At 68.3% G+C, this 24,100-nt stretch carries 25 protein-coding genes; 19 read left to right on the plus strand and 6 right to left on the minus strand.

Translation table 11 applies throughout. The features are described 5' to 3' along the window. The first annotated feature begins 14 nt into the window (after nt 1-14). From FO470_RS01670 to FO470_RS01695, 6 genes are read left to right on the plus strand one after another with little or no spacing between them, the layout of a single operon-like run. A complete protein-coding gene (locus FO470_RS01670; protein WP_144341187.1) occupies nt 15-998 on the plus strand; it encodes a thiamine pyrophosphate-dependent dehydrogenase E1 component subunit alpha in 984 nt (327 codons plus the stop codon). Nucleotides 999-1,038: 40 nt separating this feature from the next. After that, entirely contained in the window at nt 1,039-2,058 is a 1,020-nt protein-coding gene (locus FO470_RS01675; RefSeq protein WP_144341188.1) for an alpha-ketoacid dehydrogenase subunit beta, read from the plus strand. Between the two features lie 23 nt (nt 2,059-2,081). Continuing rightward, nucleotides 2,082-3,197: an acetoin dehydrogenase dihydrolipoyllysine-residue acetyltransferase subunit gene (locus tag FO470_RS01680; RefSeq protein WP_144341189.1), complete on the plus strand. Its 1,116-nt coding sequence runs from the start codon at nt 2,082-2,084 to the stop codon at nt 3,195-3,197. Nucleotides 3,198-3,257: 60 nt separating this feature from the next. After that, nucleotides 3,258-4,043 (plus strand): glucose 1-dehydrogenase, encoded by a 786-nt coding sequence (locus tag FO470_RS01685; RefSeq protein ID WP_144341190.1) that lies wholly within the window; start codon nt 3,258-3,260, stop codon nt 4,041-4,043. Nucleotides 4,044-4,052: 9 nt separating this feature from the next. Continuing rightward, nucleotides 4,053-4,406 carry a carboxymuconolactone decarboxylase family protein gene (locus FO470_RS01690; RefSeq protein ID WP_144341191.1) on the plus strand — a complete coding sequence of 118 codons (354 nt, stop codon included), beginning with the start codon at nt 4,053-4,055 and terminating at the stop codon, nt 4,404-4,406. A gap of 15 nt (nt 4,407-4,421) precedes the next feature. Further along, a complete protein-coding gene (locus FO470_RS01695; protein ID WP_144341192.1) occupies nt 4,422-5,495 on the plus strand; it encodes a 2,3-butanediol dehydrogenase in 1,074 nt (357 codons plus the stop codon). A 132-nt stretch (nt 5,496-5,627) separates the two neighbouring features. Here the strand turns inward: FO470_RS01695 and FO470_RS01700 are convergent, their stop codons facing one another. Next, on the minus strand, nt 5,628-6,506 hold the full coding sequence (locus tag FO470_RS01700; protein WP_159600628.1) for a LysR family transcriptional regulator: 879 nt from the start codon (nt 6,504-6,506) through the stop codon (nt 5,628-5,630). A gap of 163 nt (nt 6,507-6,669) precedes the next feature. On the opposite strand from FO470_RS01700, the gene FO470_RS01705 reads away from it, so the two are divergent. The 6 genes from FO470_RS01705 to FO470_RS01730 all read left to right on the plus strand — a co-directional run bounded on the left by FO470_RS01705 (nt 6,670) and on the right by FO470_RS01730 (nt 11,260). After that, nucleotides 6,670-7,470 (plus strand): transporter substrate-binding domain-containing protein, encoded by an 801-nt coding sequence (locus FO470_RS01705; RefSeq protein ID WP_144341194.1) that lies wholly within the window; start codon nt 6,670-6,672, stop codon nt 7,468-7,470. Between the two features lie 26 nt (nt 7,471-7,496). Beyond that, a complete protein-coding gene (locus FO470_RS01710) occupies nt 7,497-8,315 on the plus strand; it encodes an amino acid ABC transporter ATP-binding protein (RefSeq protein WP_144341195.1) in 819 nt (272 codons plus the stop codon). Next, nucleotides 8,312-8,986, plus strand: a complete 675-nt coding sequence (locus FO470_RS01715) for an amino acid ABC transporter permease (RefSeq protein WP_144341196.1) — start codon at nt 8,312-8,314, stop codon at nt 8,984-8,986. Before FO470_RS01710 ends, FO470_RS01715 begins: the two co-directional genes overlap by 4 nt. A 37-nt stretch (nt 8,987-9,023) precedes the next feature. Further along, on the plus strand, nt 9,024-10,475 hold the full coding sequence (locus FO470_RS01720; protein WP_186291798.1) for an MmgE/PrpD family protein: 1,452 nt from the start codon (nt 9,024-9,026) through the stop codon (nt 10,473-10,475). A 67-nt stretch (nt 10,476-10,542) separates the two neighbouring features. Beyond that, nucleotides 10,543-10,887: a YidH family protein gene (locus FO470_RS01725; RefSeq protein ID WP_144341198.1), complete on the plus strand. Its 345-nt coding sequence runs from the start codon at nt 10,543-10,545 to the stop codon at nt 10,885-10,887. Between the two features lie 7 nt (nt 10,888-10,894). Further along, a complete protein-coding gene (locus FO470_RS01730) occupies nt 10,895-11,260 on the plus strand; it encodes a DUF202 domain-containing protein (RefSeq protein ID WP_144341199.1) in 366 nt (121 codons plus the stop codon). Between the two features lie 56 nt (nt 11,261-11,316). Here FO470_RS01730 and FO470_RS01735 read toward each other — a convergent pair whose 3' ends face one another. The 3 genes from FO470_RS01735 to FO470_RS01745 all read right to left on the minus strand — a co-directional run bounded on the left by FO470_RS01735 (nt 11,317) and on the right by FO470_RS01745 (nt 16,806). Next, nucleotides 11,317-14,781 (minus strand): autotransporter domain-containing protein, encoded by a 3,465-nt coding sequence (locus tag FO470_RS01735; RefSeq protein WP_186291799.1) that lies wholly within the window; start codon nt 14,779-14,781, stop codon nt 11,317-11,319. A 373-nt stretch (nt 14,782-15,154) separates the two neighbouring features. Next, nucleotides 15,155-16,180, minus strand: coding sequence for a helix-turn-helix domain-containing protein (locus FO470_RS01740; RefSeq protein ID WP_186291800.1), 1,026 nt, complete (start codon nt 16,178-16,180; stop codon nt 15,155-15,157). Nucleotides 16,181-16,362: 182 nt separating this feature from the next. Beyond that, complete coding sequence (locus tag FO470_RS01745) at nt 16,363-16,806, minus strand: SRPBCC family protein (protein WP_144341202.1); 444 nt, start codon at nt 16,804-16,806, stop codon at nt 16,363-16,365. 275 nt (nt 16,807-17,081) lie between these two features. On the opposite strand from FO470_RS01745, the gene FO470_RS01750 reads away from it, so the two are divergent. From FO470_RS01750 to FO470_RS01775, 6 genes are all read left to right on the plus strand, one after another. After that, nucleotides 17,082-17,498, plus strand: a complete 417-nt coding sequence (locus FO470_RS01750; protein WP_144341203.1) for a VOC family protein — start codon at nt 17,082-17,084, stop codon at nt 17,496-17,498. Between the two features lie 12 nt (nt 17,499-17,510). Further along, nucleotides 17,511-18,596, plus strand: coding sequence for a WD40/YVTN/BNR-like repeat-containing protein (locus FO470_RS01755; RefSeq protein WP_144341204.1), 1,086 nt, complete (start codon nt 17,511-17,513; stop codon nt 18,594-18,596). 5 nt (nt 18,597-18,601) lie between these two features. Then, complete coding sequence (locus FO470_RS01760) at nt 18,602-18,904, plus strand: ubiquitin family protein (protein ID WP_144341205.1); 303 nt, start codon at nt 18,602-18,604, stop codon at nt 18,902-18,904. Between the two features lie 26 nt (nt 18,905-18,930). After that, the gene (locus FO470_RS01765) at nt 18,931-19,302 is read left to right on the plus strand and encodes a YciI family protein (protein ID WP_144341206.1); all 372 of its coding nucleotides are present in this window, start codon (nt 18,931-18,933) and stop codon (nt 19,300-19,302) included. Continuing rightward, nucleotides 19,299-20,564, plus strand: a complete 1,266-nt coding sequence (locus FO470_RS01770; protein ID WP_144341207.1) for an RNA polymerase sigma factor — start codon at nt 19,299-19,301, stop codon at nt 20,562-20,564. The genes FO470_RS01765 and FO470_RS01770 overlap by 4 nt, the downstream gene beginning before the upstream one ends. 85 nt (nt 20,565-20,649) lie before the next feature. Continuing rightward, nucleotides 20,650-21,180 (plus strand): hypothetical protein, encoded by a 531-nt coding sequence (locus FO470_RS01775; RefSeq protein WP_246659441.1) that lies wholly within the window; start codon nt 20,650-20,652, stop codon nt 21,178-21,180. A gap of 42 nt (nt 21,181-21,222) precedes the next feature. Here FO470_RS01775 and FO470_RS01780 read toward each other — a convergent pair whose 3' ends face one another. After that, entirely contained in the window at nt 21,223-22,413 is a 1,191-nt protein-coding gene (locus tag FO470_RS01780; RefSeq protein ID WP_144341209.1) for a lipase family protein, read from the minus strand. A 354-nt stretch (nt 22,414-22,767) separates the two neighbouring features. Between FO470_RS01780 and FO470_RS01785 the strand changes: the two genes are divergently transcribed. Continuing rightward, nucleotides 22,768-22,965 (plus strand): hypothetical protein, encoded by a 198-nt coding sequence (locus tag FO470_RS01785; protein WP_144341210.1) that lies wholly within the window; start codon nt 22,768-22,770, stop codon nt 22,963-22,965. A 52-nt stretch (nt 22,966-23,017) separates the two neighbouring features. On the opposite strand, the gene FO470_RS01790 is transcribed toward FO470_RS01785, so the two are convergent. Then, nucleotides 23,018-24,025 carry an AraC family transcriptional regulator gene (locus FO470_RS01790; protein ID WP_144341211.1) on the minus strand — a complete coding sequence of 336 codons (1,008 nt, stop codon included), beginning with the start codon at nt 24,023-24,025 and terminating at the stop codon, nt 23,018-23,020. Between the last annotated feature and the right edge of the window lie 75 nt (nt 24,026-24,100).

The following is a 24,100-nucleotide window of genomic DNA, read 5'->3' on the forward strand; positions in this document are numbered from 1 at the left end:
AGGAAACCGACGCCATGACGAACAACCCCTTCCCCCTGTCCCGGGATCAGCTGCTCGCCGCCTACCGCACCATGCGCACCATCCGCGATTTCGAGGAGCGGCTGCATGTGGAATTCGCCAAGGGCGACATTCCCGGCTTCGTGCATCTGTATGCCGGCGAAGAAGCCTGCGCGGCGGGCATCATGATGCACCTCACCGACATCGACCGCATCGCCTCCACCCATCGCGGCCACGGCCACTGCATCGCCAAGGGCGTCGATGTCCACGAGATGATGGGCGAGATCTACGGCAAATCGACCGGCGCCTGCCGCGGCAAGGGCGGCTCCATGCACATCGCCGACCTCTCCAAGGGCATGATGGGCGCCAACGGCATCCTCGGCGCCGGGGCGCCGCTGATCTGCGGCGCCGGCCTCGCGGCGAAGTTCCGCGGCGATGGCGGCGTGGGCATCACCTTCTTCGGCGATGGCGCCTCGAACCAGGGCACCGTGCTGGAGAGCATGAACCTCGCCGCGATCTGGAACCTGCCGGTCATCTTCGTGGTCGAGAACAACGGCTATGCCGAATCCACCTCGGTCGAATACGCCACGGCGGTGGATTCCTATGTCGATCGCGCCGCCGGCTTCGGCCTTCCCGGCGTGACGGTGGACGGCACCGACTTCTTCGCCGTCTACGAGGCCGCCGGCGAGATCGTCCGCCGGGCGCGCGAGGGCGGCGGGCCGGCGCTGCTGGAGTGCAAGACCGTGCGCTTCTTCGGCCATTTCGAGGGCGACGCCCAGACCTACAAGGCCAAGGGCGAGAACGACTTCAACCGCGCCAACCGCGACTGCCTGAAGATCTTCGCCAGCCGCGTCACCGCCGCCGGCGTGGTGAGCGAGGCGGAAATCGCCCTTGTCGACCGGGAGGTCGCCTCCCTCATCGACGCCGCCGTAGAGAGCGCCAAGGGCGCGCCCCTGCCGACGCCGCGCGAACTCCTGACCGACGTCTACGTCGCCTACTGAGCCACGTCGAACGAACAGAACAACACCGGAGGAAACCAGAATGGCCCGCAAGATCAGCTACAAGCAGGCGATCAACGAGGCACTCGATCTCGAGATGCGCCGCGATCCCACCGTGATCGTGCTCGGCGAGGACATCGTCGGCGGCGCCGGCGCGCCCGGCGAGATCGACGCCTGGGGCGGCGTGCTCGGCGTCACCAAGGGGCTGCACGCCAAGCACGGCAACCGGCTGATGGACACCCCGCTGTCGGAGAGCGCCTATATCGGCGCCGCCATCGGCGCGGCCGCCTGCGGCATGCGCCCGGTCGCGGAACTCATGTTCCTCGACTTCATGGGCGTGTGCTTCGACCAGATCCTCAACCAGGCGGCGAAGTTCAAGTACATGTTCGGCGGCAAGGCGAAGACGCCGGTGGTGATCCGCGCCATGGTCGGCGCCGGCTTCCGTGCCGCCGCCCAGCACTCGCAAATGCTCACCCCGATGTTCACCCACGTGCCCGGGCTGAAGGTGGTGTGCCCTTCCAACGCCTATGACGCCAAGGGCCTGTTGATCCAATCGATCCGCGACGACGACCCGGTGATCTTCTGCGAGCACAAGGCCCTCTACGGCGCCGAATGCGACGTGCCGGAGGAAAGCTACGCCATCCCCTTCGCCGAGGCGAACATCGTGCGCGAGGGCAAGGACGTGACCATCGTCAGCTACGGCCTCACCGTGCACCGCGCGCTCGACGCCGCCGAGAAGCTGGCGAAGAGCGGGGTGCAGGCGGAGGTGATCGATCTGCGCACCCTCTCGCCCATCGACTGGGACACGGTGGTCGAGAGCGTCGAGAACACCGGCCGGCTGGTGGTGGTCGACGAAGCCAATCCGCGCTGCTCCATCGCCTCGGACGTCGCCTCCTACGTGGCGCAGAACGCCTTCGGGGCCCTGAAGGCCGCACCGCAGATGGTGACGGCGCCGCACACGCCGGTGCCGTTCTCGCCGGTACTCGAAGACCTCTACATCCCCTCGGCCGACGCCATCGCCGCCGCCGTCAACAAGACCACTGCCCGCGCGCTCGCGGCCTGATGACCGCCGCGAAGGAGACCGGAATGAACGAACGCATCAAGCCGATCGTCATGCCCAAATGGGGGCTGTCGATGTCGGAGGGCAAGGTGACCGGCTGGCTCAAGCCAGCCGGTACCAGGGTGTCGGTCGGCGACGAGATCGTCGAGGTCGAGACCGACAAGATCGCCGGCGTGGTCGAGGCCAACGAGGCCGGCACGCTGCGCCGGGTGATCGGCGCCCCGGACACCATCTACCCGGTGAAGGCGCTGATCGGCGTCATCGCCGATGACGATGTGCCGGACGCCGATATCGATGCCTATGTCGCCGAATACGCCACCCATGCCGCGGAGGAGGACGACGCGCAGGAGGCGGGACCGCGCTACGAATTCGTCGAGACCCCGGCCGGACGCCTGCGCTACGCCAGGCGCGGCGAAGGCGAGCCCAGCGTCATCCTCATTCACGGCTTCGGCGGCGACCTCGACAACTGGCTGTTCAACATCGACGCGCTGGCCGAGGCCGGCACCGTCTACGCGCTCGACCTGCCCGGTCACGGCCAGTCCGACAAGACGGTACAGGAGGCCTCGCTCGCCGGGCTTTCCGCCGCCGTCACCGGCTTCATGGACGCGCTGGGCATCGCCTCGGCGCATCTCGTCGGCCATTCCATGGGCGGGGCGGTCGCGGCGCGCACCGCGCTCGACCATCCCGACCGGGTGGCCTCGGTCACGCTGATCGGCTCGGCCGGGCTCGGTGAGGAGATCAACAGCGGCTACACCGACGGCTTCGTCGCCGCCGCCTCGCGCCGCGACCTGAAACCGGTGCTGGAGCAGCTGTTCCACGATCCCGCGACCGTCACCCGGCAACTCGTCGACGACCTGCTCAAATACAAGCGTCTCGACGGCGTCGACGCGGCGCTCACGGCGCTCGCCGCGGCTCTCTTCGCCGGCGGGCGGCAGAGCGCGGTGCTCGCCGAGGCCCTGAAGGCGACGGAAACCCCGGTGCTCGTCATCTGGGGCGAGAGCGACCAGGTGATCCCCGCCACGCATGCCGGCGTTCTCGGCACGCGCGCCAGGGCCGAGATCATCAGCGAGGCCGGCCACATGGTGCAGATGGAGAAGGCCAACCGGGTCAACGAGCTGATGCTCGCCCATATCCGGACCTGACACCCCGCCTCATCGACCCACAATCAGGCCGCCGGACCCACGGACGGCCAGGGAGGAATCATGCCTATTCTCACGAACAAGAGCATCGTCATCACCGGCGCGGCCGGCGGCATCGGCGCCGCCATCGCCACGGCGCTCGCCGCCGACGGCGCCCATATCACCGTCGCCGACCTTTCGCAGGCCGCCGCCGACAAGGTGGCGGGGGAGATCGCCAAGGCGGGCGGCAAGGCCGTCGCGGTGGCGGTCGACGTACGCGAACGCGCGCAGGTCCGCGCCATGATCGACCGCGCGGTCGAGGCGTTCGGCCGGCTCGACGTGATCTTCAACAATGCCGGCGTCGCCCAGACCAGGCCCTTCCTCGACATCACCGAGGAGGACTGGCGCTTCATCACCGACGTCAACGCGCTCGGCGTGCTGATCGGCATGCAGGAGGCGGTCAAGACCTTCAAGCAGCAGGGCGGCGGCGGCAAGATCGTCAACACCGCCTCCATCGCCGGCAAGCAGGGCTACGAGCCTCTGGCCCATTACTGCGCCTCGAAATTCGCCGTGGTGGCGATGACGCAGGCCGTCGCCCGCGCCTTCGGCAAGGACGGCATCACCGCCAACTGCTTCTGCCCCGGCGTGGTGGCGACGCCGATGTGGGACACCATCGACAAGGGCTTCCGCGACAGCGGCCTCACCCACAAGGTCAACGAGGCCTTCGACAGCTTCGCCGCCGGCGCCGTGCTGGGACGCCCCTCGCGCGCCGACGATCTCGTGGGCGTCGCGCGGTATCTCGCCTCCTCCGACTCCGATTTCATGACCGGCCAGTCGCTGCTCGTCGACGGCGGCATGGTGTTCATCTGAGAGGGCGACATGGCATCGACCGAGAACATTACGCTTGAGCTCAAGGCCATGAACCAGCGCTTCAGTGCTCTGGCCAAGGCCGCGCCGCAGACCATGGTGGCCTATCGTTCGCTGATGATGGAGGCGTCGAAGCCAGGTCTGTTGCCGGCAAAGCTCAAGGAGCTCGTCGCCGTGGCCATCGCCGTCCATCAGGGCTGCGGCGACTGCATCCTGTTCCACGTCGCCAACGCCGCGAGCCACGGCGCCTCGCGCGAGGAACTGGCGGAGGTTCTGGCGGTGAGCATCGAAATGGGAGGCGGCCCCTCGACCGTCTATGCGGGACGCGCGCTCGAGGCGTTCGACGCCCTCGCCGGGAAAGCCTGATCAAGGAGGACACAGATGAAAGCCGCCCGCTTCCACGGCAAGCGCGACGTGCGCGTCGAGAACCTGCCCGAACCCGACCGGGACACGCTCGGCCCGCACGAGGTGCTCATCCGCAACCGCTTCTGCGGCATTTGCGGCACCGACCTGCACGAATACGCCGCCGGCCCGATCTTCATCCCCACGCAGCCGCACCCCTACACGGGCGCGAAGCTGCCGCAGGTGCTCGGCCATGAATATGGCGGCACCGTCATCGCCGTCGGCCCGGAGGTGAGCGATGTCGCTCCGGGCGACAAGGTGTCGGTGCAGCCGCTGGTGTCGCCGCGCGACGACTATTTCGGCCGGCGCGGCCTCTACCAGCTCAGCGACAAGCTCGGCATTGTCGGGCTGATGTGGCCATGGGGCGGCATGGCGGAATACTCGGTGGTCAACGACTACAACGTGTTCCGCATGCCGGACTCGGTGAGCGACGAGCAGGCCGCGCTGATCGAGCCGACGGCCGTGGCGGTCTATGCCGCGGACCGCGGCGGCGTGAAGCCGGGTTCCAGCGTGCTCGTCACCGGCGCGGGACCGATCGGCCAGTTGCAGGTGCTGGCGGCGCGCGCGGCGGGTGCGAGCCGGATCTTCCTCTCCGACACCAACGACAACCGGCTCGCCATGGCCCGGCAGCTATTGCCGGATGTCATCACCCTCAACCCGAAGTCCGACGATGTGGTGGAGGCGATCCGCGACCAGACGGAAGGCCATGTCGGCGTCGATGTCGCGCTCGAATGCGTGGGCGCGGAGGCGGCGCTCGCCACCTGCATCGAGGCGGTGCGGCGGCAGGGCGTCGTCGTGCAGGTCGGCCTGCATGTCGGAAAGCCGGCGGTCGACGGCTTCACCGTGACCTTCAAGGACATCGATGTGCGCGGCTCGTGGTGCTACTCGACGCTGATGTGGCCGCGCGTCGCCTCGATGATCGGTGCCGGCATCCTGCCGGCGGAGAAGGTGGTGACGCGGCGCATCCGCCTCGACGACGTCGTTCGCGACGGCTTCGAAGCCCTGCTCAGCCCCGCCGGCACCGAACTGAAGATCCTCATCGATCTCCAGTAGACGCGGAACGCCGTCACCCTCCCACCTTGTCGGGGTCGGCCGATGGTCTGACCCCGCTCCTTCCCCGGAGGGACGGGGAACCCTCACCGACCGGCCGCAGCGCACCCGCCGGCGGCACGCCGCGCGTCTCGCCTACCAGGGCCGCTCCGCGTCGAGCACGGAGTGGATCGACGCGACGAACCGTTCGACGGCCTTGCGCGCGATACGCCGCGCGCCCAGCGCCATGACCAGCGAGACCTTCAATTCCGGCTCGAACGGACGAACGGCCAGACCCTCGGCGGCCGCCCCGATCATGGTGAACTCGTCGACCAGCGTCGCGCCCATCCCCTGACGCACCAGATGAACGGCAATCGAATATCGGTTGGTTTCCGTCGCCGACTGCTGACGATTCAGGAAATCGGGAATGCCGGCCGCCAGCAGCATCACCAGCCGTGCGTCGGTCGTGATGTAGATCAGCTCGGCGGGATCGATCTCCTCCCACCGTATGGCGACCTGCGCAGCCAGCGGATGGGCGGTTGGCAGCACGCCCACGATCCGCCCGCGCCGGACGACCGTCAGTTCCTCCCTTTCGTCGGCTGTCGGTATCACGGCCAGCCCGAGATCGTACTGGCCGCGTTCGACCAGACCGGCGATCTCGTGGTTGAGATGCATGTCGAGCGCGAGGCCGAAGTCTGGCAGGTCCCGACGGAACATCGCCGCCGCGAGCGGCAGGAGGTTGAGGGCGAGAGCCGGCGTCGCGGCCACGCGCAACTGGCCGGCCCGCAGGTGACGCACATCGTCAAGATATCGGTCGAAGCGGGCGAGTTCGTCCTCGATCCGCAGGGCCTCCTCCAGCACCAGGGCCGCCTGGGCGGTGGGTATCAGCCGTCCCCGTATGCGCTCGAACAGGGGAAAGCCGAGGCGATGTTCCATCAACGCGATGGCCTTGCTCACCGACGGCTGGGCCATGTCGAGCGCGGTGGCCGCCGCGGTGACCGAGCCAAGCCGCATGACGGTGGTGAAGATCGTCATCTCACGCCTGTCCATCTCATTCCTTCAGGCTATGAATCTTGAAAGATTTGATATTGGACAGAATGAGAAGCGCGCGCCACCCTTTCGGTACAAGCCAGAAAGGCGCTTCCGGCAATCGCTCAACGGCCGGACGATCCAGACCAGAGGACGGACAATGCAGTTCATGCGAAGCTTGACGCGTCGATTCCTGCCGGTTGCCCTGGCGGCGGTGACATATGCCGGCCTGGCAAGCCAGGACGTGCAGGCGCAGGTGCCCAGCGACTATCAAAGGATCGTCGACGCCAAACTGGTACGCGTGGGCGCCGTGCAGGCTCCGCCATGGTACGAGAAGAACCTCGCGAGTGGCGACTGGGGCGGCCTGGTGCCCGACGTCATGGACGCGATCTTCACGAAGATCGGCGTGAAGATCGAATACGTCGAAACCCAGTGGGGTACGGCGGTCGCCGGGCTCCAGTCGGACCGCTTCGATCTTCTCGGCGCCTATAACGCGACGCCCGAGCGCGAAAAGGCGATCGACTTCACCGAGCCGATGGGCGAGCTCAAATTCGCCATCCTCACGCTGAAGGGGCCTGCCGAGGCTTACGCCACCTGGGAAAAGATCGACACCGCGTCGATCCGCCTCGCCGCGGTGGACGGGGCGGGCGCGACCCGCGCGCTGCAGCCTCTCATGCCCAAGACCAACTGGTCGATCGTGCAATCCAGCGACAACATGTATCTGGAACTGCAGAGCGGGCGCGCCGATGCCCTCGTCACCAGCGACGTGCAGATCGGCCAGTATCTCAAGGCCCGCAAGAACGGCATCATGGTCATTCCGACGCCCATGCGCACCCAGCCCACCAATATCGGCCTGCGCAAGAGCGACGACAAAACCCTGCGGGACTGGCTCGACGGCCAGCTCGACACGCTGCGGGCCGATGGCACGCTTGAGAAGATCTGGGCGAAGTACGTCCCGACCTCCCAGTGAACGCCCCGACGCATGAGGCCAGACCGATGAGCGCCGTCAGCCCGCCCGTTTCCGCGGATGTGCCGCTGCTTGTGGTGGACGATCTGCGCAAGTCCTTTGGTGCGCACGAGGTGCTCAAGGGCGTGTCCCTCTCGGTGAAGCCCTCGCAGGTGGTCGGGCTGCTCGGCCGCAGCGGATCGGGCAAGTCGACGCTGCTGCGCTGCCTCAACATGCTGGAGGTGCCGAGCGCCGGCCGCATCCTGCTCGAAGGCGAGGAGATCGGCTTCGAGACCGGCGCTGGCGGGCGCCGCCGGCCGCTCCCGGCCGCGCGCCTCGCCCGCCAGCGGGCGGCGATGTCGATGGTGTTCCAGCACTTCAACCTGTGGCCGCACCGCACCGTGCTCGGCAATGTCACGGAGGGACCCGTGCAGGTGCTCGGCATGTCGAGGGACGAGGCCGAGGCGCGCGGGCTCGACCTGCTGGAGCGTGTCGGTCTGAAGGACAAGGCGGACAGCTATCCGATCCGCCTGTCCGGCGGCCAGCAGCAGCGGGTGGCGATCGCCCGCGCACTCGCCATGCAGCCGAAGATCATGCTGTTCGACGAGCCGACCTCCGCGCTCGATCCGGAACTGGTCGGCGAGGTACTGCAGGTCATGCTCGATCTGGCCAGGAGCGGAACCACCATGGTGGTCGTGACCCACGAGATGAGTTTCGCGCGCAATGCGTGCGACGAAGTGGTGCTGCTGGAGGGCGGCCAGATCGTGGAGCGCGGCGCACCCGATTTCGTCATGAGCCGGTCGGAGAACCCGCGCGCGCGACAGTTTTTCGCCAGTCACCGTCAGGAGAATGCGGGAGGCGCGGCGTGACCTACGAGTGGGATTTTTCGATCTTCAACGAATATCGCGGCCTGCTCCTCAATGCCGCACTGGTCACTTTCCAGCTCGTGGTGCTCTCGGTAGGCCTCGGCATCCTCGTCGGGCTCGTGCTGGCCCCGTTCCGCATGGCCGAACGCCGCCTGCTGCGCTACCCGGCGACGGCGGTCATCGAGGTGGTGCGGTCCATCCCGCCGCTGGTTCTGGTGGTGTGGTGCTATTACTGCCTGCCCATTCTGACGGGGCTCGCCCTTCCGGCGTTCTGGACCTGCGTCTTTGCCATCGCGCTCTATTCCGGCGTGTTCTATGCGGAAATCTTCCGGGCCGGCGTGCAGGCGGTAGACCGCGGCCTCATCGAAGCGGGACTGTCGGTCGGCATGCGCCCGGCGACGGTGATGCTGCGCGTGACCGGGCCGCTCGCCTTCCTGCGTGTGCTGCCACCCTTCACCAGCCAGTGCGTCATGGCGATCAAGAACTCGGTGCTCGGAAGCTACATCGCGGTCGGCGAAATTCTCTACGAAGGGCAAAGGCTGTCGATCCACACCTTCCGCCCGCTGGAAGTCCTCACCATGGTCGCGGCCTTCTTCGTGGCGGTGATCCTGCCGCTGACGCTGACCGCCGGCGCCATCGAGCGACATGTCTTCCTCAAGTACTTCCGTCGCTGAATCCGCGCTGTTCCCGGCTTCCATTCCCGACATGATCATGGCCAAGCATCCGGCATCGCGCGATGCCTCCCACGACCCGTCGGCCCATCATGGGCCGGGCAGCGACCACGTCACCCGGGAGGTCGCGGGCTTTGCCGCGCAACTCGACTACGACGCGATCCCCGCAACCGTGCGCCATCGCATCAAGCTGCATCTCCTCGATACGATCGCCTGCGCCCTCGCGGGAGCCGGTCTCGACATCGCGCGCAACGCGCGGGCGGTCGCCGCACGCATGGGACCAGGGGGGACGTGCCGGGTCTTCGGAACGGCGGAGCGCTTCGCCCCGGTCGCCGCGACCTTCGCCAACAGCGTCATCGCCAACGCGCTCGACTATGACGACGGCTTCGAGGTGAATGGCAAGGGCATGGGGCACCCGAGCGCGAGCATCGTGCCGGCGGCGCTCGCCGCGCTAGGCGCAAGAAGGGTTTCCGGCCGCGAGTTTCTTGCCGCCCTCGCCGCCGCCTATGAGATCAACAACCGCCTGATCCTCGCCATGCAGCCAACCGCGCGCCGCTTCCGGCAGGTCTACGGCGTCGGCCAGCATCAGACGATCGGGGCCGCCGTCGCATTCGGCAGGCTCTCCGGCTTCGACGCGGAGGCGCTGCGCAATGCCCTCGGACTGGCGGGTGCGCTGACGCCCCTGCCGAGCCTGCACAAATACAACTGGCGCACGCGGCCGATCATTTCGCTGAAGGATGGCGTCGCGCCGGCGGCGCAGGCCGGCGTGCAGGCGGCGATCATGGGAGAGGAAGGGTTCGTCGGCAGCGCCGACCTGTTCGACGGACCCCAGGGCTACTGGCGGATGATCGGTTCGGATCGGTTCGACACCTCCCTCGTCACCGAAGGCCTCGGCAGGCAGTGGCTGGCCGGCAAGGGCAGCTTCAAGACCTATCCGGCATGTCGATGGCTCGCTCCGGCACTGGAGGCTTTCGAATCGGCCTACCGGCACGCCGGCCTTGCCGCATCGGACATCGTCGCGATCCGGATCGCGACTTTTGGCGTGGTGGCGGACAAGCTGATGGAGCGTCGCCCGGTCAATCCGATCGACGCGCAGTTCAGCCTGCCCTTCCTCATCGGGGCCATCGCAACCGGCCGTGCAGCCGGTACCGGATGGTTCACAAGCGACGCCTTCGCCGATCCGCGCCTGCATGCCATCGCCGACAAGGTGGAAGTCGCGATCGATCCGGCCATGGACGACCTGATGAACGGGAGCCGGCGCCGCCCGTCCGCCACCGCGACGGTGGTGGCAACGGACGGCCGTGAATTCCATCGTTCGATCGAGGCGCCGTTGGGTGGCGAACTCAGGCCCGTCGACGACGATCTCGTAATTGGGAAGGCCACCGAGAATATGAGGCTCGCCGGCATCGATCCGGCCAGCCTCATCTCCTCGATCCTCGATATTGATCGCGTCGCCGACGTCGCCGGAATGCTCGAGCCATGCTTTGCGTGAGCCCGGATACGTCGACGCAGCCGCCGCCACCGCGGACGGGCGGGAACCTCACCGGGCGGGTCGTCCCATGAAGTGGTGGCATTCGGGAACGCGGCCGGATTATCGCTTCTCGCTCGCCAATGAGCGGACCTTTCTGGCCTGGATCCGGACGGCGCTGGCGCTGATCGCCGGGGCCGTCGGGATCGACCAGTACGCCTCCCACCTCGCGACACCGCCGCTGCGACTCGCGCTGTCGCTCTTCCTGCTGGTTGTCGGCGGTCTGCTCGGCGGCTTCGCCTATCGCCACTGGGCGGGAGCGGAACGCGCCATGCGCCACGCGCAGGATCTGCCCAGAAGCCTCATGCTGCCGCTGTTGACGCTGGTCGTCACCGCGATCGCCGCCATGCTGACCGGGCTCATCATCATCGGGTGAGGATACCATGATGGATGACAACCCGAGACACGCGCCCTCGCCGGCAAAGGACAGCGGCCTGCAGTTCGAGCGGACGGCCCTCGCCTGGCTGCGTTCCGGCTTTCTCGCCATGCTCGTGGCCGCCCTCACCGCGCGCAAGGCGCTCATCGCCTGGAGCCTGCCGCATCTGGCCTCGGCCACGCTGCTCGGCGTCCTCGCAGGCTGCCTTTTCTGGGTTGGCTATCAGCGGGGGCATTATCCGACCGAGCGTGGCGCCTATGCCATGCGGGAGCCTCGGAATGCGCCACGATGCGTCGGCCTGCTGTTGGTCGCCGCCGCCGCCGCGCAAGCCGCGATCACGCTTGGCGCGCTGATCTCCCTCATGCCGGCCTAGCCCTCTCCGCGGGAGCCGGCCGGCTTTGTCTCCGGGATTCGGGCGACGATCTCGGATCAGAACCTGACGGTCAGGTCGGCCTTGAAGCCGTTCTGCCGGGCATCGGAGGCGAGCTGGCCGTTATAGGCGATGCCGAGCGTCGCCTGCGGCGTCAGGCTGACATCGAGGCCCGCCTCGACGACGGCGGCATTGCGGGCGATCGGCACACCGGCGACGGTGAAGGGATCGCCACCGGCGAAGGCCTGCGTCGACAGCGGCGTGGTGTCGCCGAAGGCATGACGCCAGCCGAGCGTGCCGCGCGCCGTCACGTCCATGCCGCCGATATCGAGCCCGGCCGCGATACGCAGGCCGAGCGTGGTGAAGGTGGTGTCCGTGGTCTGGCCGCCGGCATGGAGCGCCGCCGCACCCCATTGCTCGGTGAAGCCGTCGCTATCGAAGCTCACATAGGCGAGGTTGGCGAAGGGCTCGAACGCCACGGACCGCACGTCGAGGCGGTAGCCGAACTCGCCGAAGGCCTGGAAGGTCGCCGCGTCGTAGCTGCTCTTCAGGTTCTCGCCGAAGCCCGGAAAGAGGACGGAGCGGCTGGTGTCGATCGCGTGCCACGTATAGGCGAGGCCGGAGCGAAAGCCGAGATTGCCCCATTGCGTGCCGGCATAGAGGCCGAGTGGATAATTGTCGCTGCTGCCGGAGGAGGCGCGGTCGTCGACGTCGAAATTCGTCCGGCTGTATCCGGCGAGGATGCCGAGCCGCCAGGTCTCGAAGATCGGCATATCGGCACCGATGAAGAAGCCACCGGTCGAGCTGTCGAGATGCGCGGCGTTACCGTCGCTGTCGAACTGGCCCCAGGAGCCGAAACCCTGTCCCCAGACGGCGAAACGATCGGTCGTCGGCGCCGCGAGCTGCGGTCCGCCCTCGCCATAGGCCATCACCGGCGGCGAAGAGGCGCCGACGCCGTCGAGCGCCGCCCGGAGGCGATCGACGGCCGCCTCGCGGACGAAGCGGCTGTCGTCGATCAGCACGCTCTTCGCCGAGGCGTGGACCTCGCCCGAGAGCTGGTCGAACGCATAGCGCGCCTGGCCCTGCGAGAGGCCGAGCACCGCATCGTAGACCGGATTGCCGAGGCCCAGGTTCTCCACGCCGAAGCCGGTGGCGATCTGGTTGGGCGTCCAGCCGACGCTGCCGAAGCCCACATCGTTGCGGATGAGCGTGAGGTAGACGTTGTTGGGATCGTAGCTCAGCGTCGGATCGAGGAAGGCGAAGTCGGAGGTGACAGCCGTGAACGTGCCGTTCACGCCGCCATCGGCGGCAATGATGGTGTAGCTCTTGAACGGCGCATAGGCACCGCCGAGGCCGACATGCTGCACCGTGCCGCCATTGATCGTGACGGTGCCGGTGGCATGGATCCGGTCGCCGGCCGTGCTGTTCGGATCGACCTCGACCTCGTAGAGGCTTCCGGCCTCGAAGGTTGCATTACCGGCGACGTTCAGCGTGCCGATGGAGTTTCCCGGTGCGATGACGGCGCCCCCGCCGATGTGCGTCGAGCCGACCGTGCCGGTGCCCTGCAGACGCCCGGCGAGAACGTCCAGCGTGCCGCCGAGAACCCCGTTCACCGAAAGAGTGCCGCCACTGACCGTCGTCGCGCCGGCGAAGCCGCTGGAATCGCCGGTCAGCACCGTGGTGCCGGAGAGAACGTCGATCGCGCCCGTGCCGCTCATACCGACGGAGAATTGATAGTCGGTCGAGCTGTGATTGAAGACGATGGCGCCGGCGCCCGGCCCGAACGTGATCGCGCTCGCCGCGAGCGTGCCCGGCGCGACGGCCGCCTGCCCTTCGGCGGCGCCGATGTTCAGCGTGCCGGACGAGGCGGCCCCCGCCGCGATCTGTGTCGTGCCACCGACCTCGACCCGGCCGCCTTCAGCGAGGGTAAGCACGCCGGTCCCGTCGGCGCCGATGACGAGATCGCCGCTGTTCATCCAGGTCGCGCCGGCAACCGTCGCCTCGCCGATGCCGCCGGTCGAGGCGCCGATGGCGGCGACCACCGAATTCACCTGCCCGCCATTCTCGACGAACATCACCCCGTTGCCTTCCAGGCCGACGAGCAGGAATTCGTGGCTGGTGAGCGAGGAGCCGGCGCCGGTTATGGAAGCGCTGCCGCCGGAGCCGATTTCGCGCCCGAGAAGGACGCTCTGCGCCTCGACCGCGCCACCGGCCGTGATCGACACCGCGCCGGTGCCCTCGTCGCCGATCAGCATGTTCCCGGTGTTGACGAAGCTCGACCCCCCGCCCTCGACATTAAGGATGCCGACGCCGGTAGCGAAACGACCGACGAGCGAATCCAGCGTGTTCACCGTGCCCCCGGCGGTGACGTTGAGCGTGCCGAGACCGGAGTGCCCAACGGTGAAGGTCGAGTTGCTCGTCCAGTTGGCGCCGCCGGTCACGTTCGCGGTGCCGATGCCGAGGAGCGCGATCGTCGCTCCGTCGCTGGTCACGCCGGCGCCATCGGCGACGGTCAGCGTGCTCTCGCCGCTGGCGCCGACGAAGATGTTGCTGCTCGCCGTCAGGCTCGATCCCACTCCGGTGACCACGCCGGAGCCGGTGGAGAGCGAGAGGCTGACCGTGCCGAGCGCCGCCCCGGCCTCGATGCGCAGATGCCCCACGCCGTCGCTGCCGATGCCGGTGCTCGCCGTCGTGGTCCACGACGTGTCCGCGCCGGTGAGGGTGACGAAGCCCAATCCGGTCGACCCGAAACCGAGCACGAGGGTCTGCGATTCCACCGTGGCGCCGCCGGACACCGTGACGGTGCCGGTACCCTCGTCGCCGACCGTGAACTCGCTCGAGGCGATCCAGCGCGTCTCGCCGCCGCTTATGTCGAGGATGCCCTCCGAGCCGTTGCCGGCGCCGACGGTCACCCGCTCGGTGTTCACGGTGCCGCCCGTGTCGACATTGACCGTGCCGCTACCGAAATTGCCGACGATCAGGGGATCGGTCACGTTCCAGGTCGAATCCGTGCCGGTGACCGTCACGAGACCCGAGCCGACATTGCCGACGAAGGAATCGTTGCTGGTGACCTCGCCGCCATTGGCGATCATCAATATGCCGTTGCCCTGGTCGCCGACGTAGAAGTCGCCCGTATTCGCCCAGGTCGAATCCGCACCGACCACCGTGACGGCGCCGGTCGAGCCGAGCCCCCGGCCGAGATAGCCGGTCGTGGTCAGCAGCACGCCGCCATTTTGCACCACCAGCGAACCGACCGCGCTGTTGCCGACCGTGAGGTCGCGCGCATTGGCGCCGATGGCGAACACGGCGGGGGCATTGATCGCGATGTTGTCGATCTCGGCGTCGGTGACATTGTTCGGCAGCCCGGCACTCCAGTTGCCGGGGTCGAACCAGTTGTCCGAATTGGCGCCGGTCCAGGCCGTTTGCGCCCCCGCGGGCGAGGCATGGCCGAGGGCGATGGCGGCGGTTGTCGCCAGCAGGGCGGCGGGGAGGCGCGCAAGCCGGACCGACCCCGATGGCAACACCGGCCGAGGTGCTGACCGGAACTGAAATGCCCCAGCGGTCCGCCCCTTTCGAAAACCCAGCCGCACCCGTGCCATTGATACCCCCCCGAAACGCATGGCATCGCCGAGGCAGGCCGAAAAGGCGCTCGCGCTTCACCTGTACGAAGCGTGCGACGCCCTTCCGGGAACCTGCCTTCCCGGCAACGCGGGCGACTTTGGGTCAGGCATTATTGCGCGTGCAAGGAAATGAACGGCGCCGATCGCAAATGTATCCGGGGCTGCCGAATCCGTATCCGGCCGTGCAAATCCCACGACTATCTTGGTGGAATCGAGATGATCCGCATCTCTCGAATCGTATTGCGGCTGCCACGTCCGCCGATCTGCTCGGACTGTTTCACCGAAGCTGGCGGATCCAGTGCCACATCGTGGTGTCGTCGCCGGGATCATCACGCATGCGGCGCCCCTCGGCGGCGTGCGCCCGCACCTCGCGCGGGGTGATGCCGAAGAGCTTGCGGAAGGCACGGACGAAATTGGTGCGGTAGGCGAAGCCGTGGAGCTCGGCGATATCCGCGATGCTCCGGCCCTGCTGGGCGGGATCGGCAAGCATCTTTCTCGCCCGCTGCAACCGCCCCCGCGTGACGTAGGACGCGACACCGCCATGCGCCTCGAACAGATAGTAGAGCTTGCGCGTCGAAATGCCGAAGGCAGCCGCGATCTCCTCGCTGGCGAGCGCCGGGTCGAGGAGACGCTCGTCGATGTAGCGGCCGATCTGCCCCGTCAGGGCGAGCTGGACGGCGGCGGCATTTTCCTCCGCTACCGAGGCATTGAGCGCGGCAGCGGCAAGCTCGATCGTCGGCTGGACGATCGCTTCGGCCTCCTCCGGGCTCATCCGGCCGGCACCGGCGTACAGGCCGCCCAGATGATTGCGCAGCAGCGCGGCGAGCGGTGCATCGCCCCGGATGCGGCGCAGGTTCTGCTCGTCCGGCGCCTTGAGCAGCGGCGCCAGCAGGCGGCGGGGTATGGTCAAGTTGAGGCTGTCGAACTCCGCCGTCGTCGCGGTCGCCTGTGCCTGCGCGAGATCGGCAATGAAGAAATCGCCCGGGTTGGCCTGATCGGCCGATCCGCCGTCCCGCCTTCCGTGGCCGCCCCTGAGGCAGAGCTGGAGCGTGATGTGATCGAGCCCGTCCCGGCCGATCCGGGCGCGTGTGCGGTCGAAGCTGTGCGCCACGCAGCGATAGCCGGTGAGCACGATCTCGCCGAGATGAAAGGCGTCGGCACTGAAGCTGAAGGGGTCACCCTTGCTGCGCTGGCGGACGTCGTAGAGAACGCCGATGCTCTCCTGCCAGGCGGCGACCGCCTCCTTCTGGCCGAGCCCCCGCGTGTCCATGACGACATGCCGAACCCGCGACGCGGCGGTCATGGCTGCGGTCGGGTTGGAATTCGCGCCTTCCGCCATGCGGGCTCGCAGATGTTGCTGATGAACGCGGCTGCTCGACGTCCTTACCATAGGGCAGTCGGCAAGCATATGCTGTCCGCGACCCCATTATTGCTGCGGCTAAACTTGTGCCGTCGTTCCGCGCGCGGAGCGGTATGTCAGAACCGCTACTGGTTGATCTCGGGTTCGACCAGTCTTGCCAGATTTCGCAACGACTCCTGCCAGCCGAGATAACAGGCCTCGGGTGGAATGACGTCGGGGATGCCGGCCTGCACGATATCGAGATCGGTGCCGACCGAGACCTTCTTCAGCGTCACCGTCACCTGCATTTCCCCCGGCAGGTTGGGGTCGTCGAATGTGTCGGTGTAGCGCAGGCGCTCGCCGGGGACGAGCTCGACATATTCGCCGCCGAACGCATGGCCATGCCCGGTCGTGAAGTTCCGGAAAGACATCCTGAACGTGCCGCCGACCGTCGCCTCGAGATGATGCACGGTGCAGGTGAAGCCGTTGGGCGGCAGCCATTTCGCGAGGGCGTCGGCCTCGACGAACGCGCGATAGACCTTCTCGGGGCCGGTCGCGAGAACGCGGTGCAGGCGTACGGTGCTTGGCATGGGCGCTTGTCCTCCTGACATATCCGTCGTGCTCCAAGGACGCGCCCGACTTGCCAAAGCCGACACCGCGTCTCAGATTTTTCCAGAGGGCAGCTCCGCTCGCTGCGCCTCTCGACAGGACCCGCCCGAGGACGACCGGCGGGCGAAAGCGGCGCGAAGAACGTGCCGCGGGCGTGCCGGACGAAATTTCCGCGGTGATGTCGGCTCAGGCTTTCCCCATTCGTCCTCGTCTCGTCGATGTCGATGGCCGCGGATCGGCCAAGGGAGGAAATCCAATGAACGTGCAGGCTTATCTGATGTTCAACGGCCGCACCGAAGAGGCCATCGAATTCTACAGGAAGGCGGTCGGCGCGGAGGTCACCATGCTGATGCGCTTCCGCGAGGCGCCCGATCAGCCGCCGCCGGGCATGGTCCCCGACGATTGGGGCGACAAGATCATGCATTCGAGCTTCAAGATCGGCGACGCCGAGCTGATGGCCTCGGACGGCTGCCAGTCCGACGGCGCGGCGTTCTCCGGCATCTCGCTGGCGCTCTCCGTCGCCTCGCCCGAGGAGGCGGAAGCGACATTCGCCGCGCTCGCCGAGGGCGGACAGGTCACCATGCCGCTGACAAAGACCTTCTTCTCCCCGAGCTTCGGCACGCTGACCGACCGTTTCGGCGTGTCGTGGATGATCGTCGTCTCCACCACCTGACGGGAGGGCGTCATGGCGAAGAAGGTCTTCATCCTCGTCGGCACCCGCAAGGGCGCCTTCATCCTCGAGAGCGACGCCGCGCGCCGCTCCTGGGAGGTGCGCGGTCCGTTCTGCGAGACGTGGCCGACCAACCATGTCGTCGCCGATCCGGGAACCGGCACCCTCTATGCCGGCGGCGGCAATGAATGGTTCGGCCCGGCGGTGTGGAAATCGACCGATTTCGGCCGGACATGGAGCCATTCGAGCCAGGGCCTCGCCTATGAGGGCGGCGACGCGCCGGTGAAATCCGTGTGGAGCCTCGCCGCCGGCGCGGACGGCAGCCTCTATGCCGGCGTCGAGCCGGCCGGCCTGTTCCGCAGCACCGATGGCGGCGAGAGCTGGACCCATGTCGAAGGCCTGCAGAAGCACCCGACGCGACCGGAATGGAATCCCGGCGGCGCCGGGCTGATCCTGCATTCGCTGGTTCTCGACCCGGCGGACGAGAAGAAGATCTGGGTCGGCATCTCCGCCGCCGGCGTCTTCGCCACCGAGGATGGCGGCGAGAGCTGGGAGACCCGCAACCGCGGCACCCGCGCCGACTTCCTGCCCGAGGACCAGAACTATCCCGAGTTCGGCCAGTGCGTGCATTGCCTCGTCATGGCGCCGGGCGGCGGGGCGCGGCTCTACCAGCAGAACCATTGCGGCATGTACCGCTCGGACGATGGCGGCCGGCACTGGGAGAGCATCGAAAAGGGCCTGCCCTCCTCCTTCGGCTTCCCGGCGGCAGCGCATCCGCGCGATCCGGACGGCCTCTACCTCATCCCGCTGAACGGCGACATCAAGGGCCGCTTCATGCCGGAAGGAAAGACCGCCGTCTGGCGCACCCGCGACGGCGGGCAGAGCTGGCAGGCCATGCGCGAGGGCTTGCCGCAGGACAGCGCCTATTTCAACGTGCTGCGCCAGGCGATGGCGACCGACACGATGGAGCCGGCCGGGGTCTATTTCGGCACCAATGCCGGCGGCCTCTATGCCAGCATCGACGAGGGCGACACATGGGACTGCGTCGCGCCATATCTGCCGACCATCACCTCGGTCGAGACGCTGGTGATCGAGCGGTGAATGCCATGGGCGAAAAAGCGGTGCGGCAGCCGATGGACGCGGTCCCCGTCCTCGTGCGCCTGCCGCCGCATCTCGTCGTGCTGTTCCCCGGCGCCGACCGGCTCGTCGCCCTGCCCGCCCGCAGCGTCGCCGAGATGGTGGACGGGCTCGACGCGCTCTGGCCCGGCATGCGCGAGCGCATCTGCGACGAGACGCCGGCGATCCGGCGCCATATCAACGTCTTCGTCGACGGCCGCCGCGCCAGGCTCTCGACACCGCTGGCGCCCGGCGCCGACGTCTTCGTCATCACCGCCATCAGCGGCGGCTGATCCTCACGCACCCCAGGAGGCCGCCCATGCTCTACGCCCTGCTTTGCTACCATCAGGAAGACGTCGTCTGCTCGTGGACCAAGGAGGAAGACGACGCGGTGATGGCGCGGCTCGCCGTGGTCCACGAGAAGCTGGCCAGCGCCGGCAAGCTCGGCCCGGCAGCACGCCTGCTGCCGACCACCGCCGCCACCACGCTGCGCAAGGACCAGGACCCGCCTCTCGTGCTGGACGGCCCCTTCGCCGAGACCAAGGAGCAGCTGCTCGGCTTCTACACCATCGATTGCGCCGATCTGGAAGAGGCGCTGTCCATCGCCCGCGAGCTCGCCCGCGCCAATCCCGGCGGCGCCTATGAGGTGCGGCCGGTCAGCCTCTTCGTGCCGGGCACCTTCGCGCCATGACATCCGAGGAAGCGCACTGGATCGGCTCGACACTGACGGCCGCCCGACCGCAGGCTGTCGCCGCGTTGCTGCGCTATTTCCGCGATCTCGACCTCGCCGAGGAAGCCTTTCAGGAAGCCTGCCTGCGCGCGCTGAAGACCTGGCCGCAGAACGGCCCGCCGCGCGATCCCGCCGCCTGGCTGATCTTCGTCGGCCGCAACGTCGCGCTCGACACGGTGCGCCGGCAGGCGAAGCAGACCGAGCTGCCGCCCGAGGAAGCGTTTTCCGACACGGAGGACACCGAGGCCGTGCTTGCCGAGCGCATAGACGGCGCGCATTACCGCGACGACGTGCTGCGCCTCTTGTTCATCTGCTGTCATCCCGACCTGCCCGCGACCCAGCAGATCGCGCTCGCCCTGCGCATCGTCTCGGGCCTGTCGGTAAAGCAGATCGCCCGCGCCTTCCTTGTCAGCGAGGCGGCGATGGAGCAGCGCGTCACCCGCGCCAAGGCGCGCATCGCCAAGGCCCAGAGCGGAGGCTCGGGCGTGCCCTTCGAGGCCCCGGGCGCGGTGGAGCGCGCGGAGCGGCTCGGCGCCGTCGCGGCCATGATCTATCTCGTCTTCAACGAGGGCTATTCCGCCGCCCGCGACACGTCCGCCGCCCGCGAGCCGCTCTGCGAGGAGGCGATCCGCCTCGCTCGTCTGCTGCTGCGCCTGTTCCCGGCGGAGCCGGAGATCATGGGGCTCACCGCGCTCATGCTGCTGCAGCATGCCCGCGCCGGCACGCGTTTCGACAAGGACGGCGCGGTGATCCTGCTCGACGATCAGGATCGTGGCCAGTGGAACGGTCCGATGATCGCCGAGGGGCTCGCCTTGCTCGACAAGGCGATCCGCCACCACCGGCCGGGGCCCTATCAGGTACAGGCGGCGATCTCGGCCCTGCATGCCCGCGCCCCGACCCCCGAAGACACCGACTGGGGAGAGATCGATCTGCTCTACGCGACGCTGGAGATCATGCAGCCCTCGCCGGTAATCACGCTCAACCGCGCGGTGGCGGTCTCGAAGCTGAGGGGCGCGGAAGCGGCGCTCACCATGGTCGAGCCGCTGGGTGACAGGCTGTCCGGCTATTTCCATTATCACGGCCTGCGCGGAGCGCTGCTGATGCAGCTCGGCCGCACAGGCGAGGCACGCGAGAGTTTCCTCACCGCCATCGGCCTCGCCACGAGCGCGGCGGAGGCCGCTCACATCCGTGCCCATCTGGACGGCTTGAAGAGAGAGGCCTAGGCGGCGGAAAACGACGTGCGGCATCGCAAGACCGGGCCTGTCCATGGATGACCCCATCCGCGATCGCGCGCATCATCGCGCCGCCATGACTGATCCGATTCTCTCCTCCAACACGCGTCGGCGCCGTCATCCCCTGCGGGTCGCGCTCGGCTTCGTCTTTCGCGCGCTGTGCGCCGTCGTCATCATCCTCGACGAGCTGGTGCGCCCGATCTATCGCCCGCTCATCGCCCGGATCGCCGCGCTCCGGATCATGCACAGCTTCGAGCGCTGGGTCGGCGGCCTGCATCCACTGGTGATCCTCGTCCTGCTCGCCATTCCCTACGCCATCGTCGAGCCGCTGAAATTCGTCGGCCTGCTCTGGATCGCCAACGGCGCCGGACGGTCGGGGACCGTCCTGTTCCTCGCCGCGCATCTGGTGAGCTTCGTGCTGATCGAGCGCATCTTCAGCGCCGGCCGGAGCAAGCTCATGACCATCGGCTGGATGGCGTGGGTGATCGACACCGCGAACGCGGTGCGCCGGCGCATCACCCTCGCGCTGCACCTCGACGAGATGAAGGAAAGCCTGCGCCGCATGGCCCATCGGCTGCGGCTCCGGCTGCGGGCGCTGCTGCGCTGACCAGCCGTCAGCGGCGACCGGCCGGACATTGCCGGGCGCGGCTCATCTGGCGAGCTGCGCGCAGTCGCTGGGAGGACGGGCACCCGCCAACCGGGCCGCGAGCCAGCCGCTGGCGGCCGCCGCGCTGTCCATTTCCGCGCCGCCATGCGAGGCGAAGGGAATCTCCCGGTACTCCAGCGCCACCCCGTCCCGGCAGAGCCGGCGGGCGTAGTCGCGCGTCGTCGACGGCTGCACCAGATCGTCGCCGTCGCCCTGCGCGAGGAACACCGGCACGCCGCGCGGCGTCGGCAGCGAATTGGCCGCGATCAGCCGGCTCCAGTCGGCATGACCGGTGGCATCCGGGCGCAGCGGCCCGGCCCCGCCATAGGCGAGGGTCGACAGGCCGACGGCGATCCGCTGGAACGGATCGAGGCTGCACAGCGTGGCGATATGTTCCAGCGTCGGCAGCACCTGCGGCTGGACCACCTCGCCGAGCGGCACGTGATAGGCATGGCTCCACGACCAGGCCGCGAAGGAGGCGACCACCTCGCCGGCCGGCGTGCCGATGTCGTTCCTCAGCAGGCGGCCGAGCTCGGTCGGCGCGGAGACCGCCGCCGCCCCTTCGAAGGTCAGCTCCGGCGCATAGCTGCGGGCCAGCGCGCCGGTGAACAGCGAAGCCTGCCCGCCTTCCGAGAAACCCCAGCTGGCGAAGCGACGTCCGGCACGCAGACCGGGAAGCTGCCGGGCGGCGCGCACGGCGTCGATCATCGCGTGCGCCTCGCTGGCGCCGACGAGATAGGGGTGAACATGACCAGCCCCGAGCCCCTGATAGTCGGTCGCCACCACGATATCGCCGTCGGCCAGCAGATCGTGCAGGCCGCCGATGCTCTCGAACGCATGGCGGGGAAAACGCGACGGCGCGCAGCCGGGCGCGATGCCGCTGGTGCCGTGGCCCCAGGTGACGACGGGCTCGCGCGCGGTGCCTTCCGGTGGGGCGGCGACCACGCCGGAAACCGCGACCGGCCGGCCGTCGGCACCGCGCGAACGATAGAGGATGCGGTAGGCGACCGCCGCGCCGGCGGGTGCCGGCACGGGCTCGGCGCGGATCAGCGTCCCCGGACGGCCGGCCAACGACGCTTCCGGCACCGCGTAGAAATCCGCCGGGTCGGCGGCGTGCACGGCACTGCTCCACGATGACAGCAGCAGCGCGCCGCCGCACAGCGCCGGAACGGCCCTGTCGCGCAGATACGCCATGACGGGGGACGCGACACCGATCCTCGCATGAATGCCGGAAGTCATCGCCGGGCCCTCGCCTTCGTCCGGCATGCGGCGCCCGGGAGCGCGCCGCCGGCGCATGCGCCGTCCCATCGACGGCCTGGCCATGCTGGCGGAGAAGGCGCCGCGCCTCTTTCGAAAGGGGGCGGATTTGTCCGGCCTGCCCGTTGGGAAGGCCCAGGACGGAAGGATTATCCGAAGATATGGGGTTGACCAAATCCATTCATAATCCGGCTAAGCACAGGCATGATTCCGGCGATGGGCTCCCACTCCTAGCTTGGTGACACGACCGGGCACCTTCCCTCGACCCGGCGTTCACACAGGAGAACCGCCATGAACAAGATCGTTTCGCTCGCCATCCTGTCGGCCACCATCGCCCTGGGCGCGGCTTCGGCCGAGGCCGCCACCTACAAGCCCGCCCCGCAGGCGCCCGTCGTGGAAGGCCGCAACGCCGCGGACGTTCTCGCCGCCCGCAACGCCGCGACCGCGATCCGCGAGCAGGTGGAGCTCAACTCCCGCTCCTCGCACTGACCTCCGGCCGGTACGCCGCCGCGCCTCGCGTGCGGCCATCATCGGCCCGGTCTCAGGACCGGGCCGAATGCGTTTGCGCCCGCAGCGCGCCCGGCGCCTGCCCGGTCACCCGCTTGAAAGCCCGGCTGAAGGCCGCCTGCGAGCCATAGCCGAGGCGGTGCGCCGCCTCCTCGATCGGCAGGTGGTCGCGGCCGATCCACTGCGCCGCCAGCCGCATGCGCAGCTCGGTGAGGTAACGCAACGGCGTCATGCCGGTGACGGTGAGAAAGCGCTCGGCGAAGACCGAGCGGGAGCTGCCCATCTCGGCGGCGAGCTCCGCCACCGTCCAGTCGCGGCCGGGATCGCGGTGCACGGCGGCAAGGACCCGGCCAAGGCGCGGGTCACGCAGCGCCTCGATCCAGCCGCTCGCCTCGCCGCAGCCGCATTCGACCCAGGCGCGGACGATGAAGGCGGACACCACATCCGCCAGCCGGGCGAGAATGCCGGCGAAACCCGCGCGCTCGCCGCGCGTCTCGCGCTCCATCGCCTCCAGCATCGGCAGTATCTCGGGATAGCGCGACAGCAGCGTGCCAGCGAACATCTGCTCCGGCATCAGACCGATCAGCGGATTCATGCCGCCGAGATCGAATTCCATGCAGCCGCTAAACACCTGCACCCGCGGCGAGGAACAGTCCCCGCTGGCGCAGGCGGAAATGGCGCTGACGCTCGGGCAGAGCGGGGCGGCGGCGAAATCCGCCACGTCGCGCCCCGGCCGGTCCGGCTGCGAGACCAGATCGTGCCGGCCACCGCGCGGCAGCAGCACCGCATCGCCGGTGTTCATGGCGTGCACGGCGCCGTCCTCCCGGCGCAGCAGCACCGGGCCGCAGGCGACGAAATGGAACTGCGCCCGCCCCGGCTCTCCGCCGAAACGCAGCCCGAAGGGCGGCGTCAGCTCGATGCGGCGATAATTCACGCCGACGAGCCGCATGCCCATGAGCAGCTCGCTCACCGCGTCGGCGGCGAGCCGGCTCCCGCTCGCGGCGCCGCGCGCGCCGTCATTGTCGGACTTACGATCAACCATTCCGGATTTGATGGCATAGATCGTCCGCCAGTTCCAGCCTACGGCTGCTGCAACGCACAGCGCTTCTCCAAAAGG

Source organism: Ancylobacter moscoviensis (genome assembly GCF_007559435.1).
Lineage (GTDB): Bacteria > Pseudomonadota > Alphaproteobacteria > Rhizobiales > Xanthobacteraceae > Ancylobacter > Ancylobacter moscoviensis.

Excerpts from the sequence above, each read along its gene's own strand:
- FO470_RS01725 (WP_144341198.1), top strand. The coding sequence starts at position 10,543 with ATGAAGTGGTGGCATTCGGGAACGCGGCCGGATTATCGCTTCTCGCTC.
- FO470_RS01685 (WP_144341190.1), top strand. The coding sequence starts at position 3,258 with ATGCCTATTCTCACGAACAAGAGCATCGTCATCACCGGCGCGGCCGGC.
- FO470_RS01760 (WP_144341205.1), top strand. The coding sequence starts at position 18,602 with ATGGGCGAAAAAGCGGTGCGGCAGCCGATGGACGCGGTCCCCGTCCTC.
- FO470_RS01670 (WP_144341187.1), top strand. The coding sequence starts at position 15 with ATGACGAACAACCCCTTCCCCCTGTCCCGGGATCAGCTGCTCGCCGCC.
- FO470_RS01705 (WP_144341194.1), top strand. The coding sequence starts at position 6,670 with ATGCGAAGCTTGACGCGTCGATTCCTGCCGGTTGCCCTGGCGGCGGTG.
- FO470_RS01710 (WP_144341195.1), top strand. The coding sequence starts at position 7,497 with ATGAGCGCCGTCAGCCCGCCCGTTTCCGCGGATGTGCCGCTGCTTGTG.
- FO470_RS01740 (WP_186291800.1), bottom strand. The coding sequence starts at position 16,180 with ATGACCGCCGCGTCGCGGGTTCGGCATGTCGTCATGGACACGCGGGGG.
- FO470_RS01755 (WP_144341204.1), top strand. The coding sequence starts at position 17,511 with ATGGCGAAGAAGGTCTTCATCCTCGTCGGCACCCGCAAGGGCGCCTTC.
- FO470_RS01695 (WP_144341192.1), top strand. The coding sequence starts at position 4,422 with ATGAAAGCCGCCCGCTTCCACGGCAAGCGCGACGTGCGCGTCGAGAAC.
- FO470_RS01750 (WP_144341203.1), top strand. The coding sequence starts at position 17,082 with ATGAACGTGCAGGCTTATCTGATGTTCAACGGCCGCACCGAAGAGGCC.
- FO470_RS01745 (WP_144341202.1), bottom strand. The coding sequence starts at position 16,806 with ATGCCAAGCACCGTACGCCTGCACCGCGTTCTCGCGACCGGCCCCGAG.
- FO470_RS01775 (WP_246659441.1), top strand. The coding sequence starts at position 20,650 with ATGACTGATCCGATTCTCTCCTCCAACACGCGTCGGCGCCGTCATCCC.
- FO470_RS01785 (WP_144341210.1), top strand. The coding sequence starts at position 22,768 with ATGAACAAGATCGTTTCGCTCGCCATCCTGTCGGCCACCATCGCCCTG.
- FO470_RS01690 (WP_144341191.1), top strand. The coding sequence starts at position 4,053 with ATGGCATCGACCGAGAACATTACGCTTGAGCTCAAGGCCATGAACCAG.
- FO470_RS01720 (WP_186291798.1), top strand. The coding sequence starts at position 9,024 with ATGGCCAAGCATCCGGCATCGCGCGATGCCTCCCACGACCCGTCGGCC.
- FO470_RS01730 (WP_144341199.1), top strand. The coding sequence starts at position 10,895 with ATGATGGATGACAACCCGAGACACGCGCCCTCGCCGGCAAAGGACAGC.
- FO470_RS01765 (WP_144341206.1), top strand. The coding sequence starts at position 18,931 with ATGCTCTACGCCCTGCTTTGCTACCATCAGGAAGACGTCGTCTGCTCG.
- FO470_RS01675 (WP_144341188.1), top strand. The coding sequence starts at position 1,039 with ATGGCCCGCAAGATCAGCTACAAGCAGGCGATCAACGAGGCACTCGAT.
- FO470_RS01700 (WP_159600628.1), bottom strand. The coding sequence starts at position 6,506 with ATGACGATCTTCACCACCGTCATGCGGCTTGGCTCGGTCACCGCGGCG.
- FO470_RS01790 (WP_144341211.1), bottom strand. The coding sequence starts at position 24,025 with ATGGTTGATCGTAAGTCCGACAATGACGGCGCGCGCGGCGCCGCGAGC.
- FO470_RS01780 (WP_144341209.1), bottom strand. The coding sequence starts at position 22,413 with ATGGCGTATCTGCGCGACAGGGCCGTTCCGGCGCTGTGCGGCGGCGCG.
- FO470_RS01680 (WP_144341189.1), top strand. The coding sequence starts at position 2,082 with ATGAACGAACGCATCAAGCCGATCGTCATGCCCAAATGGGGGCTGTCG.
- FO470_RS01770 (WP_144341207.1), top strand. The coding sequence starts at position 19,299 with ATGACATCCGAGGAAGCGCACTGGATCGGCTCGACACTGACGGCCGCC.